General features: G+C 49.6%; 17 protein-coding genes. 3 read left to right on the forward strand and 14 right to left on the reverse strand.

The features are described from left to right. Positions 1 to 358: 358 nt before the first annotated feature. The gene (locus ACJJI7_RS06065; protein WP_282952111.1) at positions 359 to 2392 is read right to left on the reverse strand and encodes a hypothetical protein; all 2034 of its coding nucleotides are present in this window, start codon (positions 2390 to 2392) and stop codon (positions 359 to 361) included. Between the two features lie 214 nt (positions 2393 to 2606). Continuing rightward, positions 2607 to 3800 (reverse strand): aminopeptidase, encoded by a 1194-nt coding sequence (locus ACJJI7_RS06070; protein ID WP_444902459.1) that lies wholly within the window; start codon positions 3798 to 3800, stop codon positions 2607 to 2609. Between the two features lie 80 nt (positions 3801 to 3880). Between ACJJI7_RS06070 and ACJJI7_RS06075 the strand changes: the two genes are divergently transcribed. Together ACJJI7_RS06075 and ACJJI7_RS06080 are read left to right on the forward strand one after the other, a co-directional pair. After that, on the forward strand, positions 3881 to 4111 hold the full coding sequence (locus tag ACJJI7_RS06075; RefSeq protein WP_157533540.1) for a hypothetical protein: 231 nt from the start codon (positions 3881 to 3883) through the stop codon (positions 4109 to 4111). Between the two features lie 105 nt (positions 4112 to 4216). Further along, the gene (locus ACJJI7_RS06080; protein ID WP_020414028.1) at positions 4217 to 4399 is read left to right on the forward strand and encodes a DUF3149 domain-containing protein; all 183 of its coding nucleotides are present in this window, start codon (positions 4217 to 4219) and stop codon (positions 4397 to 4399) included. 370 nt (positions 4400 to 4769) lie between these two features. Here ACJJI7_RS06080 and tatC read toward each other — a convergent pair whose 3' ends face one another. The 8 genes from tatC to ubiE form a co-directional block, all read right to left on the reverse strand. Beyond that, on the reverse strand, positions 4770 to 5519 hold the full coding sequence (gene tatC / locus ACJJI7_RS06085) for a twin-arginine translocase subunit TatC (protein WP_020414027.1): 750 nt from the start codon (positions 5517 to 5519) through the stop codon (positions 4770 to 4772). Beyond that, positions 5516 to 6100 carry a Sec-independent protein translocase protein TatB gene (gene tatB / locus ACJJI7_RS06090; protein ID WP_353375895.1) on the reverse strand — a complete coding sequence of 195 codons (585 nt, stop codon included), beginning with the start codon at positions 6098 to 6100 and terminating at the stop codon, positions 5516 to 5518. Before tatB ends, tatC begins: the two co-directional genes overlap by 4 nt. A gap of 30 nt (positions 6101 to 6130) precedes the next feature. Beyond that, positions 6131 to 6394: a Sec-independent protein translocase subunit TatA gene (gene tatA, locus ACJJI7_RS06095; protein WP_020414025.1), complete on the reverse strand. Its 264-nt coding sequence runs from the start codon at positions 6392 to 6394 to the stop codon at positions 6131 to 6133. Between the two features lie 129 nt (positions 6395 to 6523). Further along, on the reverse strand, positions 6524 to 6862 hold the full coding sequence (locus ACJJI7_RS06100) for a phosphoribosyl-ATP diphosphatase (RefSeq protein WP_020414024.1): 339 nt from the start codon (positions 6860 to 6862) through the stop codon (positions 6524 to 6526). Between the two features lie 8 nt (positions 6863 to 6870). Then, entirely contained in the window at positions 6871 to 7272 is a 402-nt protein-coding gene (gene hisI, locus ACJJI7_RS06105) for a phosphoribosyl-AMP cyclohydrolase (protein ID WP_020414023.1), read from the reverse strand. A 45-nt stretch (positions 7273 to 7317) separates the two neighbouring features. Continuing rightward, on the reverse strand, positions 7318 to 8928 hold the full coding sequence (gene ubiB / locus ACJJI7_RS06110; protein WP_020414022.1) for a ubiquinone biosynthesis regulatory protein kinase UbiB: 1611 nt from the start codon (positions 8926 to 8928) through the stop codon (positions 7318 to 7320). Between the two features lie 2 nt (positions 8929 to 8930). Next, positions 8931 to 9560: a ubiquinone biosynthesis accessory factor UbiJ gene (locus ACJJI7_RS06115; protein ID WP_444902458.1), complete on the reverse strand. Its 630-nt coding sequence runs from the start codon at positions 9558 to 9560 to the stop codon at positions 8931 to 8933. Positions 9561 to 9613: 53 nt separating this feature from the next. Beyond that, positions 9614 to 10363, reverse strand: a complete 750-nt coding sequence (gene ubiE, locus ACJJI7_RS06120; protein WP_444902457.1) for a bifunctional demethylmenaquinone methyltransferase/2-methoxy-6-polyprenyl-1,4-benzoquinol methylase UbiE — start codon at positions 10361 to 10363, stop codon at positions 9614 to 9616. 139 nt (positions 10364 to 10502) lie between these two features. On the opposite strand from ubiE, the gene ACJJI7_RS06125 reads away from it, so the two are divergent. Further along, positions 10503 to 11318 (forward strand): CHAD domain-containing protein, encoded by an 816-nt coding sequence (locus tag ACJJI7_RS06125; RefSeq protein WP_020414019.1) that lies wholly within the window; start codon positions 10503 to 10505, stop codon positions 11316 to 11318. A 60-nt stretch (positions 11319 to 11378) separates the two neighbouring features. Here the strand turns inward: ACJJI7_RS06125 and ACJJI7_RS06130 are convergent, their stop codons facing one another. The 4 genes from ACJJI7_RS06130 to hslU all read right to left on the reverse strand — a co-directional run bounded on the left by ACJJI7_RS06130 (position 11379) and on the right by hslU (position 16436). Then, positions 11379 to 12950: an alkaline phosphatase gene (locus tag ACJJI7_RS06130; RefSeq protein ID WP_282952106.1), complete on the reverse strand. Its 1572-nt coding sequence runs from the start codon at positions 12948 to 12950 to the stop codon at positions 11379 to 11381. Between the two features lie 15 nt (positions 12951 to 12965). After that, positions 12966 to 14501 carry an alkaline phosphatase gene (locus ACJJI7_RS06135; RefSeq protein WP_444902456.1) on the reverse strand — a complete coding sequence of 512 codons (1536 nt, stop codon included), beginning with the start codon at positions 14499 to 14501 and terminating at the stop codon, positions 12966 to 12968. Positions 14502 to 14744: 243 nt separating this feature from the next. After that, positions 14745 to 15119, reverse strand: coding sequence for a gamma-butyrobetaine hydroxylase family protein (locus ACJJI7_RS06140; RefSeq protein ID WP_020414016.1), 375 nt, complete (start codon positions 15117 to 15119; stop codon positions 14745 to 14747). Then, the gene (gene hslU, locus ACJJI7_RS06145) at positions 15120 to 16436 is read right to left on the reverse strand and encodes an ATP-dependent protease ATPase subunit HslU (protein WP_020414015.1); all 1317 of its coding nucleotides are present in this window, start codon (positions 16434 to 16436) and stop codon (positions 15120 to 15122) included. It abuts the gene before it with no gap. Positions 16437 to 16457: the final 21 nt, after the last annotated feature.

The raw sequence follows: 16457 nt of genomic DNA on the forward strand, positions 1-16457 counted from the left end.
AGTGTTCTCGTTCAGGCCTCTCACCCAAGATGCATACAGATGCGCAAAATAGACCGCCAAATCAACTACCCACTAATCTTCTCGTGCGGAGCAAATTCTTTTCCATTATCGACCATAATGGTGTGTACTAAGTATTTATACGATCAAGTAGTGCAATGATAGCTTGAGCAACTCACTCCGCTGTCTTACGATCTACAATGGTGCCCAAAGTATTACTATAACCTTTGCCAATTATACGAAACCAATTATTAATTTTTAAAAATCCAGCATCGGGAAAGTCAGGGTAGACTGACAAAATAGGTACGACCTGCTAAAAGACAGATAAAAAAGGCATCAAACACTTGATGCCTAAAAAAATTTATTTTTGGGGGATTTTTATTGGCCTTTCAGCTATTTTTTTCATCTCCGAATGATAAATAAGAGATGACCTTAATAGGTGACCACCAATATCGGATAAATCAGGAATTATATCACGCCGATAATCATCAAAGATCCGCAATTTTTTCTTCATGCGAAAGTTGCTACTCTCGCTAATGTTATAAATTCCCCATTCACGCTCTCGATAAAGGTGACAACTCTCAATACTAGTCGGATCCCAAGAATCAGGGATACAAAATCCACCATCTCGCTTCAAGTAATGTCTAATTGTTACATTATTATTGCCATTTAGCTTCCATAAACCTGGATATGTATTTATTTCATTTTCCTCTAAACTTCCACTAAGATTAGAATCAAACATGCTAACTACTTCTACCGTTCCATCAGCATTTAATTCGAACCAATAATAATCCGATGGCCACCGAAAATTTTGCATCGGACCACTTACCTGGTAGATTCCTGCAATTTCACCTTCTTTCCATCCAGTTGAATCTTGAACAAAATCCGTATAAAACTTTACTCTTTTGCTTTCACCGGTCTCTTCTAGAATAAAAACCCACGTCAGATTTCTATATTTATAATCTATAAACATATAGGTTAATTTAAGTCCACTTGGCATCTCCACTACCAGCTGGTAATTATCCTCCAAGTACCAAAGCCCAGATAGATCAACTTCGGATAACTCTCCGTTTCCGCTAATCTCTGGTATAGTAATATCAACGCTCCCGCCACTTTCATACTTACCATGAAATTGCATATCTAAGGCTCGCACTATATGCTGGGGGGAAATTTCAACTATAGGATCAATGATTTCTCCAGGTGTTGTTACTACAGGAAGGCTGTATAGCTTACCTAATTCAATCGCGCCAGAGACAGGAACCACCCCTGAAGATCGGATCGCAAAACTCATGTTTGTTCGATCTAAGAATTCATTGTCCTGGTATTGCCCATCTGGATAATGTGTATATTCCATTGCCTCAATAACAATAGAATCTGCAATAGAATTTTCAGATAACCAATTAATTTTATTAATTATTAAGTGTATTTCTTTGTAGGCTGAATTAAATTCATCATAGTAAGAACTTTCTATCAAATCCGCCCCTTCCAAAAGGATACCATCATTAGTTTGTAACCAAGTTATAGCTGCATAATCCATGACACCGTTAACTTCACCTGTGCCATCTTCCCTTAATACTAGTCTCATCCCTATTGATGGCAGGTAGTAAGTATCAGCAATAGGAGAGTGTTCAGATGGTGAAGAGGCCAACAAATTTATATCACGAGATATATTCTTTTTAGTTTTCTCAAATAGATCCGGAAAATTTTCACTGGCTCTCGCAACATAAAGAGAAGCTAAGCTATAATTTGTAGCTAGCTCATACGTGTCAGCGGCCTCTTCAGGCAACGCAATGCCTGCCTCCTCCAAAGGGAGTGGATTATCAATTAAAATCTTAACATATGTTGCAATAGCAAATACTACAGAAGCTTCCATACTATGGTAAGCCAAATCAAATTGTGAGCTGGATTTGACAGGGCCATTATTATTAATTTCTAAAACTGCAGATAGGGCTGTTGAGAGACTGGTAATATTCACATCCAGAAGCTCAGAGCGCACTAGAATCTGATCCTCGCCTGCTTTCTCTATTAAAGATTCTACGGAACCGAGTAAGCTGACAAGCCTAATGCCACTTTCACTAGGGAAAATGGCTTCCCCCTTCACAAAACTATGGATTCTGGATTCGTCAACTTCAATATTTATGGAGTAATTACCAAATGCATCAACCAATCCATGGAAATAGCTCTCACCTACATGGAATTTTACTTCAACGCCTGTATAGCTTGCGGTCTCCACATAACCTTGGATAGTTAAGCTCACGGTATTTTCTGGCTGCTCACCACTATCAGGGACTTTATCACTATCTTTTGACGAACTTCCACCTCCGCCACTACATGCGGATAGGAATAAAATACAACCAAGTAGTAAAAATCTGGATAGGAACTTACGGTACATCATTCTATTCATTTTAAGAATTGGGTTACAGAAGGTATTGGGAGAGTGACTATAAAGGAACAGTTAAAATCAGACTAGGATATATAAACATAGAACCATATTAAACAACCAGGCTTTTGATATTGGCTGTCACTATACGCAAACACACAGGGTGTCATCAAAAGACTATTTGTGTAGCGTAACCAAAGAAATCTAATTTTTTATTCAGTAGATTATTTTATATTGATCGTAAATTATTTGAAAAATAAGTATTCAATAAAAATAAATATTGCTCATCACTTTCCATACACTTCTTTCCTTCAGTAAAATTTTCTTGGTTTCTTCCCAAGTGTGTTCGGCGATATTCTTCCCCCAGCTTGTATAAGCTCGCTTCACGATCCATTTTATCCAAATCTCCCAACCTCTGTGCCGCATTATAAAAGACCTCCCAGTCACCACTTTCTATATACAACTGCTTGAAAGCGGGAACTTGGGATTCATATTCAGCGGCCAGGGCTAAAGTGGCATTGTTAGCTTTTTCTATATACGCCTGGTAGCGCGCTGGATTGGGCCAACTTACGGATATTTTCCGATAGCACTGGCGCAGACGTGAAAGCACTAAATTTTTTTGTTCGAGCTTAAAACTATCCGGTTCAGGGGATTTATAAATGGGTTCGAGCTGCTTGCGCGCCATATTCATCAATTGACGCACGGCCATTGTCTCGGCACGGGCTTGGGTAGCTGAACCGGTCAGGCCCTGGCTGGCAAGCCAACCCGGTAGAGCAAGTTCCGAGACGGCAGTTGCGAAACTTTCATTGAATTGTGTATCACCAGAAATATATACACGCCTGTGTGCCAGTTCATGGAATAGCAATCCGGCTAATCTCTCTGGTGACCAATTTACAAAACTAGAGAGTACTGGGTCATCAAACCAGCCAAGGGTGCTATATGCAGGTACCGGCCCCAGATAAGTATCGTAACCCTGCGCCCTTAGACTATTAACTTTTGCAATTGCAGCAGACTTACGAAAATAACCTCGATAGCTGGCGCAACCAGCAACAGGGTAGCACCAGCGTTTTGGGGTTAAAGAAAATTCAGGAGCAGCCAAGACATTCCAGATGGGATATTGATCTTCCAGCTGTACATAAGAGCTGTAAGCTTGACCAACTGATAAATTCAACTGCTGGGCAGCATAGGCCCGTATCTCCTGCACCAACATTAACTGTCGCCTCAGCTTTTCACTAGTGCCGGGCTGCTGTACCACTTTTTCAATTGGCTGTCGCGCGGACAGAATCCGCAACTGGCCCGCAGCAGCTTGAGCGTAATACCCCACCGTCTCACAACCACAAAGAAACAATGTGATGACTAACAGCCAAATATGCCTGCCATAAGCGCTTAATACTGACCTTAAGGCTCCAATGCTGATATACACTTTTGTCCTATTTTCCTTTTTGTTTAGTATCGTGCCTGTGGATCTATCCAGCTTCCTACAGACCTTCAATGGGTTATAGCATGCTGCCTGTTAGTGCAATCCTAATAGTCTTTGCTTTGGCATTTGCCGCTATAGCCTGGGGGCGGCTCCTGTATATCTGCTTTTCTGATGGGCCTCTAGCGGGCTTCCTTGCCCTGTTTTTACCACCAGTGGCGTTGTTTTTGCTCTTACCCAACTGGCGTGAAGAAAAGGAGCTCTATCAGTTGCTGGGAGCGGCCATAATCTGCCTGATCTTGGGCCTGGCACTTTAAGATTCCCTTATTGAATTAACTCAATTCCGGTTGATTTAGGTCAAGAGACTTACTTCCCAGGCCCATAGACTATATAGGTGAAGCATTGGCGTACTGGAGAGAAAGATGGATGCCTTAATTGATCTATTTACCAGCTTTTCCGGCTTGCTCAGCCTGGCCGTAATCGGGTTTATATTCCTGATGGCATTCTATTTTTATCGCCTGGTTCAAAACAATGTGGAAAAGGCAGTGGCGGAGCAGGAAAGGAAAGAACAAGCGGCAGTTTCCCATAGGAATAAGCCGGCCTGAACTGGAATATCCCGCTTAAGCCCAGGATCTTAGGGTAAATATTTTTGCCGTTGATACAGGCGGCAGCAGGCAATTATGCAGGGTTAACTCCAAAGCGAGCCCGGCACAATTGTCCATTTCCCGGGCTGACCGTCTGGTTTTTGTCGCGATGGGGGCTTGCTAGTAGTGGCACAAAAACCGGAGTCGATCAGCTTCTTTTTGCATGGAACGCAGACTGCCCATATACCTGGGTAACTCTTGTCTTGAGAGCAAAGGGTTACAATCAGGGGTAGGGTAGACAAAACAACAGGGCTATTGCCCCGCAGCTTCGGCTGCCGGGGCACTTTACAGCACAGGGGGGTGCTTATTACGCTCCCGGCTAACAGGCAGCTTATTCGGTTTGCTCTTTCTTGGAACCCCTTTTTATCCAGCGCCCAAATAAAATACCCACCTCAAATAAAAGCCACATTGGCACTGCCAGAAGTGACTGGGAAATCACATCAGGTGGCGTGAGTAACATGCCAATCAGGAAACACCCCACAATCACATAGGGGCGCTTGCTACCCAGGGTTTTTGCATCTACCGCTCCGCTCCAGATCAACAGCACAGTGGCGATGGGTATTTCGAAAGCAAAACCAAATGCAAAGAATAATTTCAGCACCAGATCCAAGTAGCTACGCATATCCGGCATCACTTTGATATCTGCATGGGCGGAACCGACAAAGAAATCAAAGAGAATTGGAAATACGACAAAGTAAGCAAAAGCAACACCCGCATAAAAAAGAAAAACGCTGGTGATCAGAATAGGCACCGCAATACGCTTTTCATTTTTATACAGGCCCGGTGCAATAAACGCCCAGGCTTGGTAGAGCACAAAAGGAATCGCAATAAAGAAAGAGACTATAAACGTGGTCTTAAATGGGGTGAGGAACGTTGAAGTCACCTCGGTGGCGATCATCCCAGCATCCCCAACCAGTCTCTCCTGCAGAGGGTTGGCAATAAAATTATAAATCTCTGAAGCGAAAGGCACGAGGCAGGCAAACAAGACGACCACGACCAATAAAGTACGTAACAAGCGGTCGCGCAACTCGATCAGGTGATCGATAAACGGCTGATGACTGTCTTGTGCTTTATCACTCATGGTTGCTTATCTTTTTCTTGTTGTGATGCTTTTTCTTCTTCATCCAATTCGACATTTTCCGGGTGATCGGGGTTCATGTCCGGGTCGCCAAAATCATGCCAGTGCTCCGGATATTCGGGGTCCTGCAACTCCTCCACAGTCTCATCCTGTTCAGGCAGGTAGTCCTCTTTTTCCGCACGGGGGGGCTGGGGTTCTTCGGGGCGCTTCGGGAGGGCATTATCTTTAAGCTCCTTGACCTCCCCCTGTTTGGCATGCTGCTCTGCAGGAGGCTTTTCTTCCGTATCCTCGGTAACCTTCTGCAATGATTCACTCACTTCACGATTGGTCTCAGTAAAGGTGCGCTCCATTTCCCGGCGACTTTCCTCAATCTCGCGAAGGATGCGCTCATTGTGTAATTCCCGACGAATATCATCCGCACCCACCTCTTTTTCCAACTCTTCACGGGCGCTATGTAAAGTGCGCTTTAAGCCGGACCACCAACGGGCTGTAGTGCGGATGGCATCGGGTAGGCGCTCAGGCCCAACCACGAGCAAGCCCACCACAGCGACCAGCAGCAGTTCAAAAAAGCCAATATCAAACACAGAGCATTACTCGCGTTAACGGTTGCCGAATTATTTATCCTGGGATTGCTTATCTTTTTCCTTGGCGGTACTGCCTTGGTCTGGCTTTTCTTCTTCATCATGCTGCAGGCGCTCGGGATCTTTCTCCTCGTCGGCTTCTTTTTTCTTGTCTTCATCCTTGATCGCTTTGCGGAAGCCCTTAATAGCCCCGCCGAGATCGCCACCAAGGTTTTTCAGGCGCTTGGTTCCGAACAGCAGTAGGACAATGACTAGAATAATCAACAGCTGCCAAATGCTAATTCCACCGAATCCCATAATTGTCTCCATGTCATTTAATGCGATAGCCAGACGCTAAGCTGCCACGGGCTATCATTGGTAAACTGCAATTTTGGAAGCCTTCAACTACTACAGCAAAGACTCCTGAATACTTTCGATAAGCGCTTGTTAGCCCTTTTTGGGTCGCGCGGCTTTCTCCACCAGACCTGAAAGGCCAAAACGCCGGCCCAATTCCTCCAGCACATCCTGCGAATCTGCACCCAGATGAGAGAGCATCACCATTGAGTGAAACCATAAGTCCGCCGTCTCGGCGATCATATCCTGATTATCGCCGCTGGACTGTGCGTCTTTCGCAGCGAGAATGGTTTCCGTGGCCTCTTCGCCGACCTTTTCCAGGATTTTATTCAGGCCTTTTTTGTGCAGACTGGCCACATAGGATTTCTCTGCGTCTTCCTCACGCTTGCGACTTTCTAAGACGGCGTCGAGCTGCTGTAACAGGTCACTCATGCAGGGGCTCACTTGTAAATGGCTTTGGGGTCTTGAATCACAGGTTGATTCACCTGCCACTCACCATCCTGTAGTAGGTTGTAGAAGCAGCTGCTACGCCCAGTATGGCAGGCTATACCACCTTCCTGTTCCACCATCAGGAGAACGGTATCTCCATCACAGTCGAGGCGCACCTCGCGCACTTTCTGTAGAAAACCGGAGGTTTCGCCCTTGCGCCATAGGTTCTTGCGCGATCGCGACCAATAAACCGCGTAACCCTCGCTGGCGGTAAGGGCCAGAGATTCGCGATTCATCCATGCCATCATCAATACCCGGCCACTTTTATAATCCTGGGCTATGGCTGGTACCAGGCCGTCACTATTCCAACTGACCTGGTCAAGGAAATCGGTTGTCGCTTTTGCTTGAGTCAATGTCCCTTCCTTCAGAGTTCCAAGTGTAGGTCGGCCCAGACATATCTAGGGCCAGAGCAACAGTACCAGGGCAGCGATACCCAGGGCCCAACCCGAGGGCGGTAACTGCTCAAGCCACTGGGGCTTGCTCAAGACGAGAGCTCCTGCAGCAAGGATTACGCCGCCTACACGGCGCAAGTACTGCCAACGCCCACGACGCTGGCCACTCGCCAGTTTCTCGCCGATATTCTCCAACTGTGGTGCCAGTTCCCGTGACTGCTCCAAGGCGGAATACACCAGTTGCGGCATCTGCGGGAATTTCTCCAACCATTCGGGACCGTAACGCTTAATTTCGCCCACAATGGTTTTCGGGTGGATGCGGTCACGCATCCAGCGTTCCAAAAATGGATGGGCAGTCTTCCACAGATCCAGCTGCGGATAAAGCTGCCGACCCAGGCCCTCGATATTCAACAGCGTCTTTTGCAGCAATACCAATTGTGGCTGCACTGCCATATCGAAACGTCGCGCGGTCTGGAACAGGCTGATCAGCACCCGCGCGAAAGAGATCTCTCCCAGCGGTTTCTCAAAAATGGGTTCGCATACGGCGCGGATCGCCGCTTCAAAAGTATTCACCGGCGTATCGGCCCGCACCCAACCACTCTGTACGTGCAGCTCAGCCACCATTCGGTAGTCGCGGCGGAACATGGCTAAAAGGTTGCGTGCCAGATAGTACTGGTCCTCACGCGAAAGGCTACCGACAATTGCAGTGTCGATAGCAATATACTGAGGACGTTGTGGATGCTCGCGGGAGACAAAAATATTGCCAGGGTGCATATCGGCATGGAAGAAATTGTATTCAAATACCTGTTTGAAAAAAATTTCCACGCCGCGCTCAGCAAGCAGTTGCATATTAGTATCCTGAGCGCGCAACTGTGCCAAATCGGTAACCGGGATGCCCTCAATACGCTCCAGTACTAACACGCTCTCACGTGTGTATTCCCAGTACACTTCAGGGATATACAGCAGTGGAGAGTTATTAAAATTACGCCGCAACTGGGTGCCATTGGCCGCCTCACGCACCAAGTCCAGCTCTCCCTCAATGGTGTGGCGATAGTCCTCCACTACCTCCACCGGGCGCAGGCGTCGCCCATCGGGCACAAAGCGCTCAATACCGCGGGCTAATACCCCCAACAGACGCAAATCTTCCTGGATTATTTCACCAATACCTGGGCGCAGCACCTTTACAACCACTGATTCACCAGTGGTGAGCACCGCAGCATGTACCTGTGCCACCGAAGCCGCAGCCAAGGGCTCGCGCTCAAAGCTCGCGAAAACTTCGTCGACACTGGCCTCCAAGGCCTCTTCAATCAACGAGATACACTGGTCGCTTGGGAAGGGAGGCACCTTGTCTTGCAGGTAATCGAGCTGCTCGACAATATCTGGCGGTAACAGGTCAGGGCGGGTAGAAAGCAACTGACCAAATTTGACGAAAATTGGCCCCAGTTCCTCCAGGGCTCGACGCAGGCGCTCACCGCGCTCCATCTTTGGCTGTGGCAATAGCTTCAGGGGAGCCAGTATCCCTCGCAGCCACAAAGGGCGGCGCTCGGCGGGCAATAGCTGATCGAGACGATAGCGCAGGAAAACCCGCGTGATAGTAAAACTGCGAAAGAGCGGCAAAACTACTCGGCCTCCCTGCGGGAGAACTGCTCTTGCAGCAAACGCACCCGTGCTTCCAGGCGCTCAGTGGCCAGAGACAGCTCAGCGAGATCATCGGCAAAGGCCTCAAATTGCGCCTGTGGTGGGGTCAACTGCCACTCTTCGCTGATGGTTTCCGCAGCCGCAACAGGTGCGCGACTGAGACTGGCGCTCAACCAACTGCCGGCATTGCGCAATACATTGCCGATGGAGTGAGCGGGAATATCGCCTATCAATTGCGCCAGCGGCGCCTCCCAGTCGATATCCAGATCACTCATCATCCACTGCAATTCTGCCAGCAGAGCACTAGAACCACTGATTGAGACCCCCAGGGCCGCGGGCGTGGCATCCGGGTCTTTTAGAAGACGCACAAGAGAAATAGCCGAACCACTGATAGAAGTGGTGACATCTCCCTCCCAATGCTGGCGGACAAATACTTGATCGCCCTCAATGCACAAACAACACTGTAGTTTTGGAGCGGTTAGATCGAGCGCCATAACTTTACCATCCAGCTCCTGCAGACGAGCGCGAGTAGCCGGGTCATATTGCAGGGCGGTATTAATGGCGGTTTCCAGCGCAGCATCAAAACCCGCGCGATAAGTGGGATCGCTCATGGCAGTTATTGGCCTCGTGCCATCACTTGCAGGTAAATCACGTCAAACGCCAGTTAGGGCTTGATGCCACGGTGCAACGCAACAATACCGCCAGTCATATTGTGATATTCACAATCGACAAAACCGGCATCCTCCATCATCTGCTTGAGGGTTTCCTGGTCTGGGTGCATACGAATGCTCTCCGCCAGGTAACGGTAACTTTCCGCATCATTGGCTACCAATTTGCCCATAAATGGCAGTAGGCGGAAAGAATATTGATCGTAGACTTTTTCAAGCAGTTTCGACTCTGGCCTGGAGAACTCGAGCACTAGCAAACGCCCGCCGGGTTTGAGCACCCGTAGCATGGAGCGAAGCGCTAGGTCTTTGTCAGTGACATTACGCAGACCAAAGGCGATAGTTATGCAGTCGAAGGTATTATCCGGGAAAGGGAGGTATTGGGCATCTGCCTGCACTGGCACCACATTGCCGGCGATACCGCGGTCCAGCAGGCGATCGCGACCAACCCGCAACATCGATTCATTGATATCCGCCAGTACCACCTGACCACTGTCACCCACAATACGCGAAAAGCGGGCGGTGAGGTCGCCAGTTCCCCCAGCAATATCCAAAATTTTCTGTCCCGGCCGCGCGCCGGATAATTCGATGGTAAAACGCTTCCAGAGGCGGTGAATCCCCCCAGACATTAAATCGTTCATTACATCGTAGCGCGCTGCCACTGAGTGGAACACTTCTGCCACACGACCGGCCTTTTCCTCCACCGGGACCTCTTGGTAGCCGAAGTGGGTGGTCTTGCGATCCTTCATGCTGTGCTGCCTACTGAGCCAAATTCTGGGGAGCCATTGTACATCTAGGAAGCCGGCGGAACACAGCCCATCATCACCCCCTTTGGAAACTCGCTAAAATTGATCCATAGAAACCGGAACGAAATACTGGTCAGGGCTCATGAGTTATCGGCTCGATTGCAACGTACTTCCAGAGCATGGACTTCGGCAAGTTGCCCTGGCGGAAATCAATACTGCAATCAGCCATACAAAACAGCTTCCCAGTGAGCATGCAGTGCACGAATTGCGTAAGCACTGCAAGAAATTACGCGCTCTACTGCGCCTCGTACAACCAGTTTATCCACTCTTATTCCAGAGTGAAAACATTCACTACCGCAACCTGGCCCACAGCCTCGCTCAGAGCCGCGATCCGGTTTCTATTCGAGGAGCCCTACTTGCGATAGCCCCGCCACACCACTTTCCGACAATGCACACACTGCTGCGCCATATGCTGCATTTAAAAATAGATAAAAGGGCCCTGGCACAGGTCGAACCGTTTCTGATTCAAAGACGGGGGCGTATCGGTAACTGGTCATTAGAGGATGTTCGCTGGGCTCATTTAGAACGCGGATACTGTCGAGGTTACCGGCGAGCGCGAAAAGCTTGGTATCAGGTGCAAAAATTGGATAGCGCGGAGAATCTGCACCAATTGCGCAAACGAGTAAAAGACCACTGGTACCACAGCCGACTGCTTGAAGAAAAATTTCCACAGCCAGCCGCATTACGTTGTGAGCCACTAAAACAATTGGCCCAAGTTCTTGGCGATTGGCGCGACGCCTATTTACTTTGCCGCTTGGCAATTGCCACGGGAGAGAGCCTCGGGAAAGAGCTGATACCAATCTTGGAACTGGGTGACTGGCGCAAAATGAGGCTTCGTCGGGAAATAGAGACTCTTTGCTCTGCGCTCTTCATTAAGGCAAAGTTGAAAGTCAGATAGAAAGTAAAACAGCGCAGGGAAATACCTGCGCCATTGCATTGAAACAAATAACCTCCGAATTTATTCGGCATCCTGCTCCAATAAACCACCTGAGCGTGCCATAACGTGGAATAGGTAGTTCTGCTCATTGGTACCACTCACCAAGTGTGCACCCGGCCCGCGAGCCCACACGCCTACATCCTCTCCAGCGTGAGACTCGCTGCTCATGGGCACCAGTGCATCCTGCTGGTAATCAAGTGCGACAGTGTCAGTGCTTGTGAGATCATGCCGGCTACCGTCATCATTGGAGCTGTAACCCGGGCCATTGGCATAGGTCAAGGTTGTGTAGGGCAGGCCATCTTCAGCTAATGAAGGAGAGGTTTTAGCCTCACCACTGCTGTCATTACCAATCACCTTGCCAAGAATCGGGTTGCCGCGGGTGGGATAACCGGCAATCGTCATCACATGGCTGTGGTCCGCAGTAACGACTATTAGAGTATCTTCTGCACTGGTGTTATCCATTGCATACTGGATAGCCTCTGCAAATTCCACAGCATCGGTCAGTGCGCGGTGGGCGTTGCCAGCATGATGGCCATGGTCAATACGACCGGACTCCACCATAAGGAAATATCCCTTATCGTTTTTCTGCAGGAGTTCGAGACCTTTAGATGTCATCTCAGTGAGGGAGGGCTCACCCGCAGTATCTTCCTCACGAACAGCTTCATACTCCATGTGGGAAGAGTTGAACAAACCCAGTAACTTGTCGGTTGCAGCGCTGTCTACAGCATTAAAGCCTGTGGTGTCTTCTACGTAAGCAATATTATTCACACCGTCGTTGTAACGTGTCTTCCACTCATCCACCAAGTTGCGCCCGTCTTCTCGACGCCCGGCTTCCCCCTCGATATCTGTGACGTCACTGGGCAAGAAGTTACGGCGGCCCCCTCCCATTACCACGTCGATACCATCACCAGCCTCCAGCTCAACCAGCTGCGCGGCAATATCAGTGCAACCATCAGGAGCAGACGCTTCCCAGCCACGCTCAGGCACCTTGGCATAGGTGGCTGCCGGAGTAGCGTGGGTAATTCTCGCGGTACTGATAATACCGGTGCTTTTGCCCAGATCCTCTGCCAGCTCAATGGCAGTGGTAAGAGGACGCTCCAGACTGGCGGCACAATCGCCGCGCGCTACATCTTCGGCAACACTTAATACGCCGGCCTTGGTTTTAACCCCGGTAACTAGAGCCGTCATAGTGCCAGCGGAGTCCGGAGTTTGCTGGTTGGTATTGTAAGTTTTCACCAAACCAGCAAAAGGCATTTTTTCAAAGCTCAGCTGGTGCTCCTCACCGGCGAGGCCCTGCTGTTGACCGGCGAGGATACGCGCTGCAGTCACTGTAGAAATACCCATGCCATCGCCGACAAACAGGATGATATTCTTTGCTGCGCCAGGAGTATTATTAATTGCCTGTGCCTGCGCAGCCTCTACAGCCTCTTGGCCCTCTTTGAACCAGTCGCTATCGAGCTGCCCCTGGGGAAGGTTCAACACATCTTCTGGCTCTGGCAGTTCAACCGGATTCGAGCTGGACTTGTCATCACTGCAACCAGCGGCCAGCAGGGCTACGGAGAAAGCCAGCAGGGTCTTTTTAAAATGTCTCATGGTGAATTACCCCAATTATTCTTCTGTCAACGACAGGTCAGTCGCAGCAGTCATCACATGGAAAAGCGCACTTTGCTCCAGGCTACCCTGTACCAACTTGGCTCCAGCACCAATGGCATGCAGGCTGATATCTTCACCCGCGTGACTCTCTGATTCCAGGTGAACTAGAGCCTCCTGATGAAAACCCGGTGCCTCGGTGTCTACGCCAGAGAGATCTTTACGGCCGGTATCAGCAGCTATGCCATAACGTTCATCCGCATCGGTATTCTCACCCAGGTCGGCAAAGCCCAGACCATTGGCATAGGTCAGCGTGGTAAAAGGCAAGTCGTCCGATGCGGTTTCCAGTTCCGCCTTGGCTGCGCCGCTACTGTCATTCTCAACCACCTTGCCGAGAATGGGGTTACCACGGGTTGGATAACCGGCAATGGTCATCACATGGCTGTGGTCCGCAGTCACCAGGATCAGGGTGTCCTCAAGATCCACCTTATCCAGTGCAGCTTGTACCGCATCCGCAAAGGCAATCGCATCGTGCAATGCGTTGTAAGCATTACCTGCGTGATGGCCGTGGTCGATTCGACCAGACTCCACCATCAGGAAATAGCCATCGCTATCTTTCTGCAGGAGTTCAATAGCAGTACCGGTCATCTCGGCGATACTCGGCTCGTCGCTCTCCTTAGCAATACGGTCCGCATCGTAACTCATATGGCTGCTTGTGAAGAGCCCCAACAGCTTGTCTGTAGAGGCGAGATCCACGCTCGCCAGTTCAGCTCCAGTCTGCACATATTCAGCATTCTGTTCACCTTCATAGCGCTGTAGCCACTCATTGGTAAGATCGCGCCCGTCTTCACGCTTGCCACCTGTATCGGTCGTTGTAAAACTGCGACGGCCGCCACCGAGCATCACGTCGATGCCATCCCCATATTCCAGTTCAATCATTTGCGTGGCGATATCCACACAATTTCCTTCAGCTTCGTACTCCCAGCCACGCTCTGGACTACGCGAATAAGTGGCGGCGGGCGTGGCATGAGTCAATCGCGCGGTTGAGACGATGCCAGTTGATCTGCCACGATTTTCCATCAACTCGAGGAAAGTATTCAGCTCTTTGCCTTCAGCACTGACGCAATCAGCACGCAATGCATCTTCCTCAATATTAATGACTCCGGCGCGGGTTTTTACACCGGTCATCATCGCAGTCATGGTACCGGCAGAGTCCGGGGTCTGCTGGTTGGTGTTATATGTTTTGATCAGAGCGGAATAGGGAAACTCCTCAAAAGAAAGGGCATTTTCCTCACCATTCTCACCGCGCAGTTGACCCTCAAGAATACGTGCAGCAGTCAACGTGGATATACCCATACCGTCGCCGACAAAAAGAATGACGTTCTTTGCAGTCTTTGCTTCTCTGGAGAGGGCAGTACGCTCTTCCAGACGATCGGCAGCGTCGGTATACCAGTCACTTTTGGTTTGGTAGTCAGGCAGGCTTGCGGCAGAAACCGCTGAAGCGAGAGGAATTAAACAAAAGGCGCTAAGCGCGCGGGCAAGTTTGTTTGCCACGATGAGCCTCCGGAACTCGTAAATTTGGCGAGCATTAGAGTCCGGAAATATGACAAAAGAATTACGCGCCGATTAACTTCTGGCTTTCATCGCCACAAAGCTTAGTATGGGCGTTAAGACTGTAAAAACACAACCACAGCAATATTACAGAATTGCGAAAAAACAGTGAGAGATTATTGTTTTTTCAGTATTTTCAATGGGTGGGGAAATAGACAAGTGCACCGCTATACGGCGCACCCCGTACTAGCCGATAAACTTCACCACACTTTCATCAGGATCGCGTCCCTTACCCTCAGCGCGCAACCGCTGCAGGTAGCTCTCCCAGTTAGCATTATATTTCTCGGCGAGTTCACGCAGGTATTCCCAGGTATAAATACCTGTGTCGTGGCCATCATCAAAATCGATTTTCAGCGCATAGCGACCAGCCGCCTCTATTTTGTCGATACCCACGTGCATTTTTCCATCCACCAGAACCGGGGCACTGTTGCCATGACCACGCACCTCGGCACTGGGGGAGTAGACGCGCAAATACTCTGCCGGCAAGGTAAAGTCGCCATCAGCAAATACCAGCTGCAAGTTTTTCTCTGCGCGATTTAATCGGATTTTTTGCGGTTTCATTTACAGGATAAAACGCGAAAGGTCCTCATTTTGGCTGAGCTCGCCCAGGTGGGTATCCACATAGGCAGCATCTACATTCAGGGTTTTGTCTCCGTCACCAGCATCGAAGGAAATCTCCTCCAACAGGCGCTCCAGTACGGTGTGCAATCGACGCGCACCAATATTCTCCGTGCGCTCATTCACCTCGTAGGCCACCTCTGCAATGCGGCGGATTCCGTCTTCAGTAAATTTCAGCTCCAGGCCCTCTGTAGCAAGCAGAGCTCTCTGCTGCTCGGTCAGGGAAGCGGATGGCTCAGTGAGGATGCGCTCAAAGTCTGCCGAAGTGAGCGAGCTTAACTCCACACGGATTGGCAGTCGGCCCTGCAACTCTGGGATCAGATCCGATGGCTTGGACAGATGGAAGGCACCTGAGGCGATAAACAAAATATGGTCTGTCTTGATCATGCCGTACTTGGTGTTAACAGTACTGCCCTCAATCAGTGGCAGTAGATCTCTCTGAACACCCTCACGAGACACATCGGCACCGCCACTCTCCTGACGCTTGGCCACTTTGTCGATTTCATCGATAAAGACAATACCGTTCTGTTCGGCGGCACGAATCGCACTGGTTTTAATATCTTCATCATTAACCAGCTTGGCCGCCTCTTCATCAGTCAGCTGCTTTATGGCCTGCTTAACCGGTAATTTGCGCTTGCGGGTCTTGCCCTGGGACATATTCGAGAACATGCCCTGTAGTTGATTAGTCATTTCCTCCATACCTGGAGGCGCCATAATCTCTACGCCCACTGGCGCAGCTGCCATATCTAACTCCACTTCCTTATCGTCGAGTTCTCCCTCCCGCAATTTCTTACGAAACAACTGGCGGGTACTGGAATCCTTGTCATTGGGCTCAGTGGAGCGCGCTGGCGGCAATAAGGCATCTAAGATACGCTCCTCCGCAGCATCCATAGCACGCTGCTGCACACCGGACATAGCCAGCTCACGCTCCTGCTTCACAGCCATCTCGACAAGATCGCGTACGATCGACTCCACATCGCGGCCAACATAGCCCACCTCCGTGAACTTGGTTGCTTCTACCTTAATGAAGGGCGCATTGGCCAACTTTGCCAGACGGCGGGCAATTTCAGTTTTGCCCACACCGGTGGGGCCAATCATCAGGATATTTTTCGGGGTGATCTCGGCGCGCAAATCCTCGGTCACCTGCATACGGCGCCAGCGATTGCGCAGTGCAATCGCTACGGCGCGTTTGGCGTCCTGCTGGCCGACTATATGGCGGTCGAGCTCATGGACGATTTCTCTGGGGGTCATCTGGGACATATCAATTCAATTCCTGCAAAA

Source organism: Microbulbifer variabilis (genome assembly GCF_056232115.1).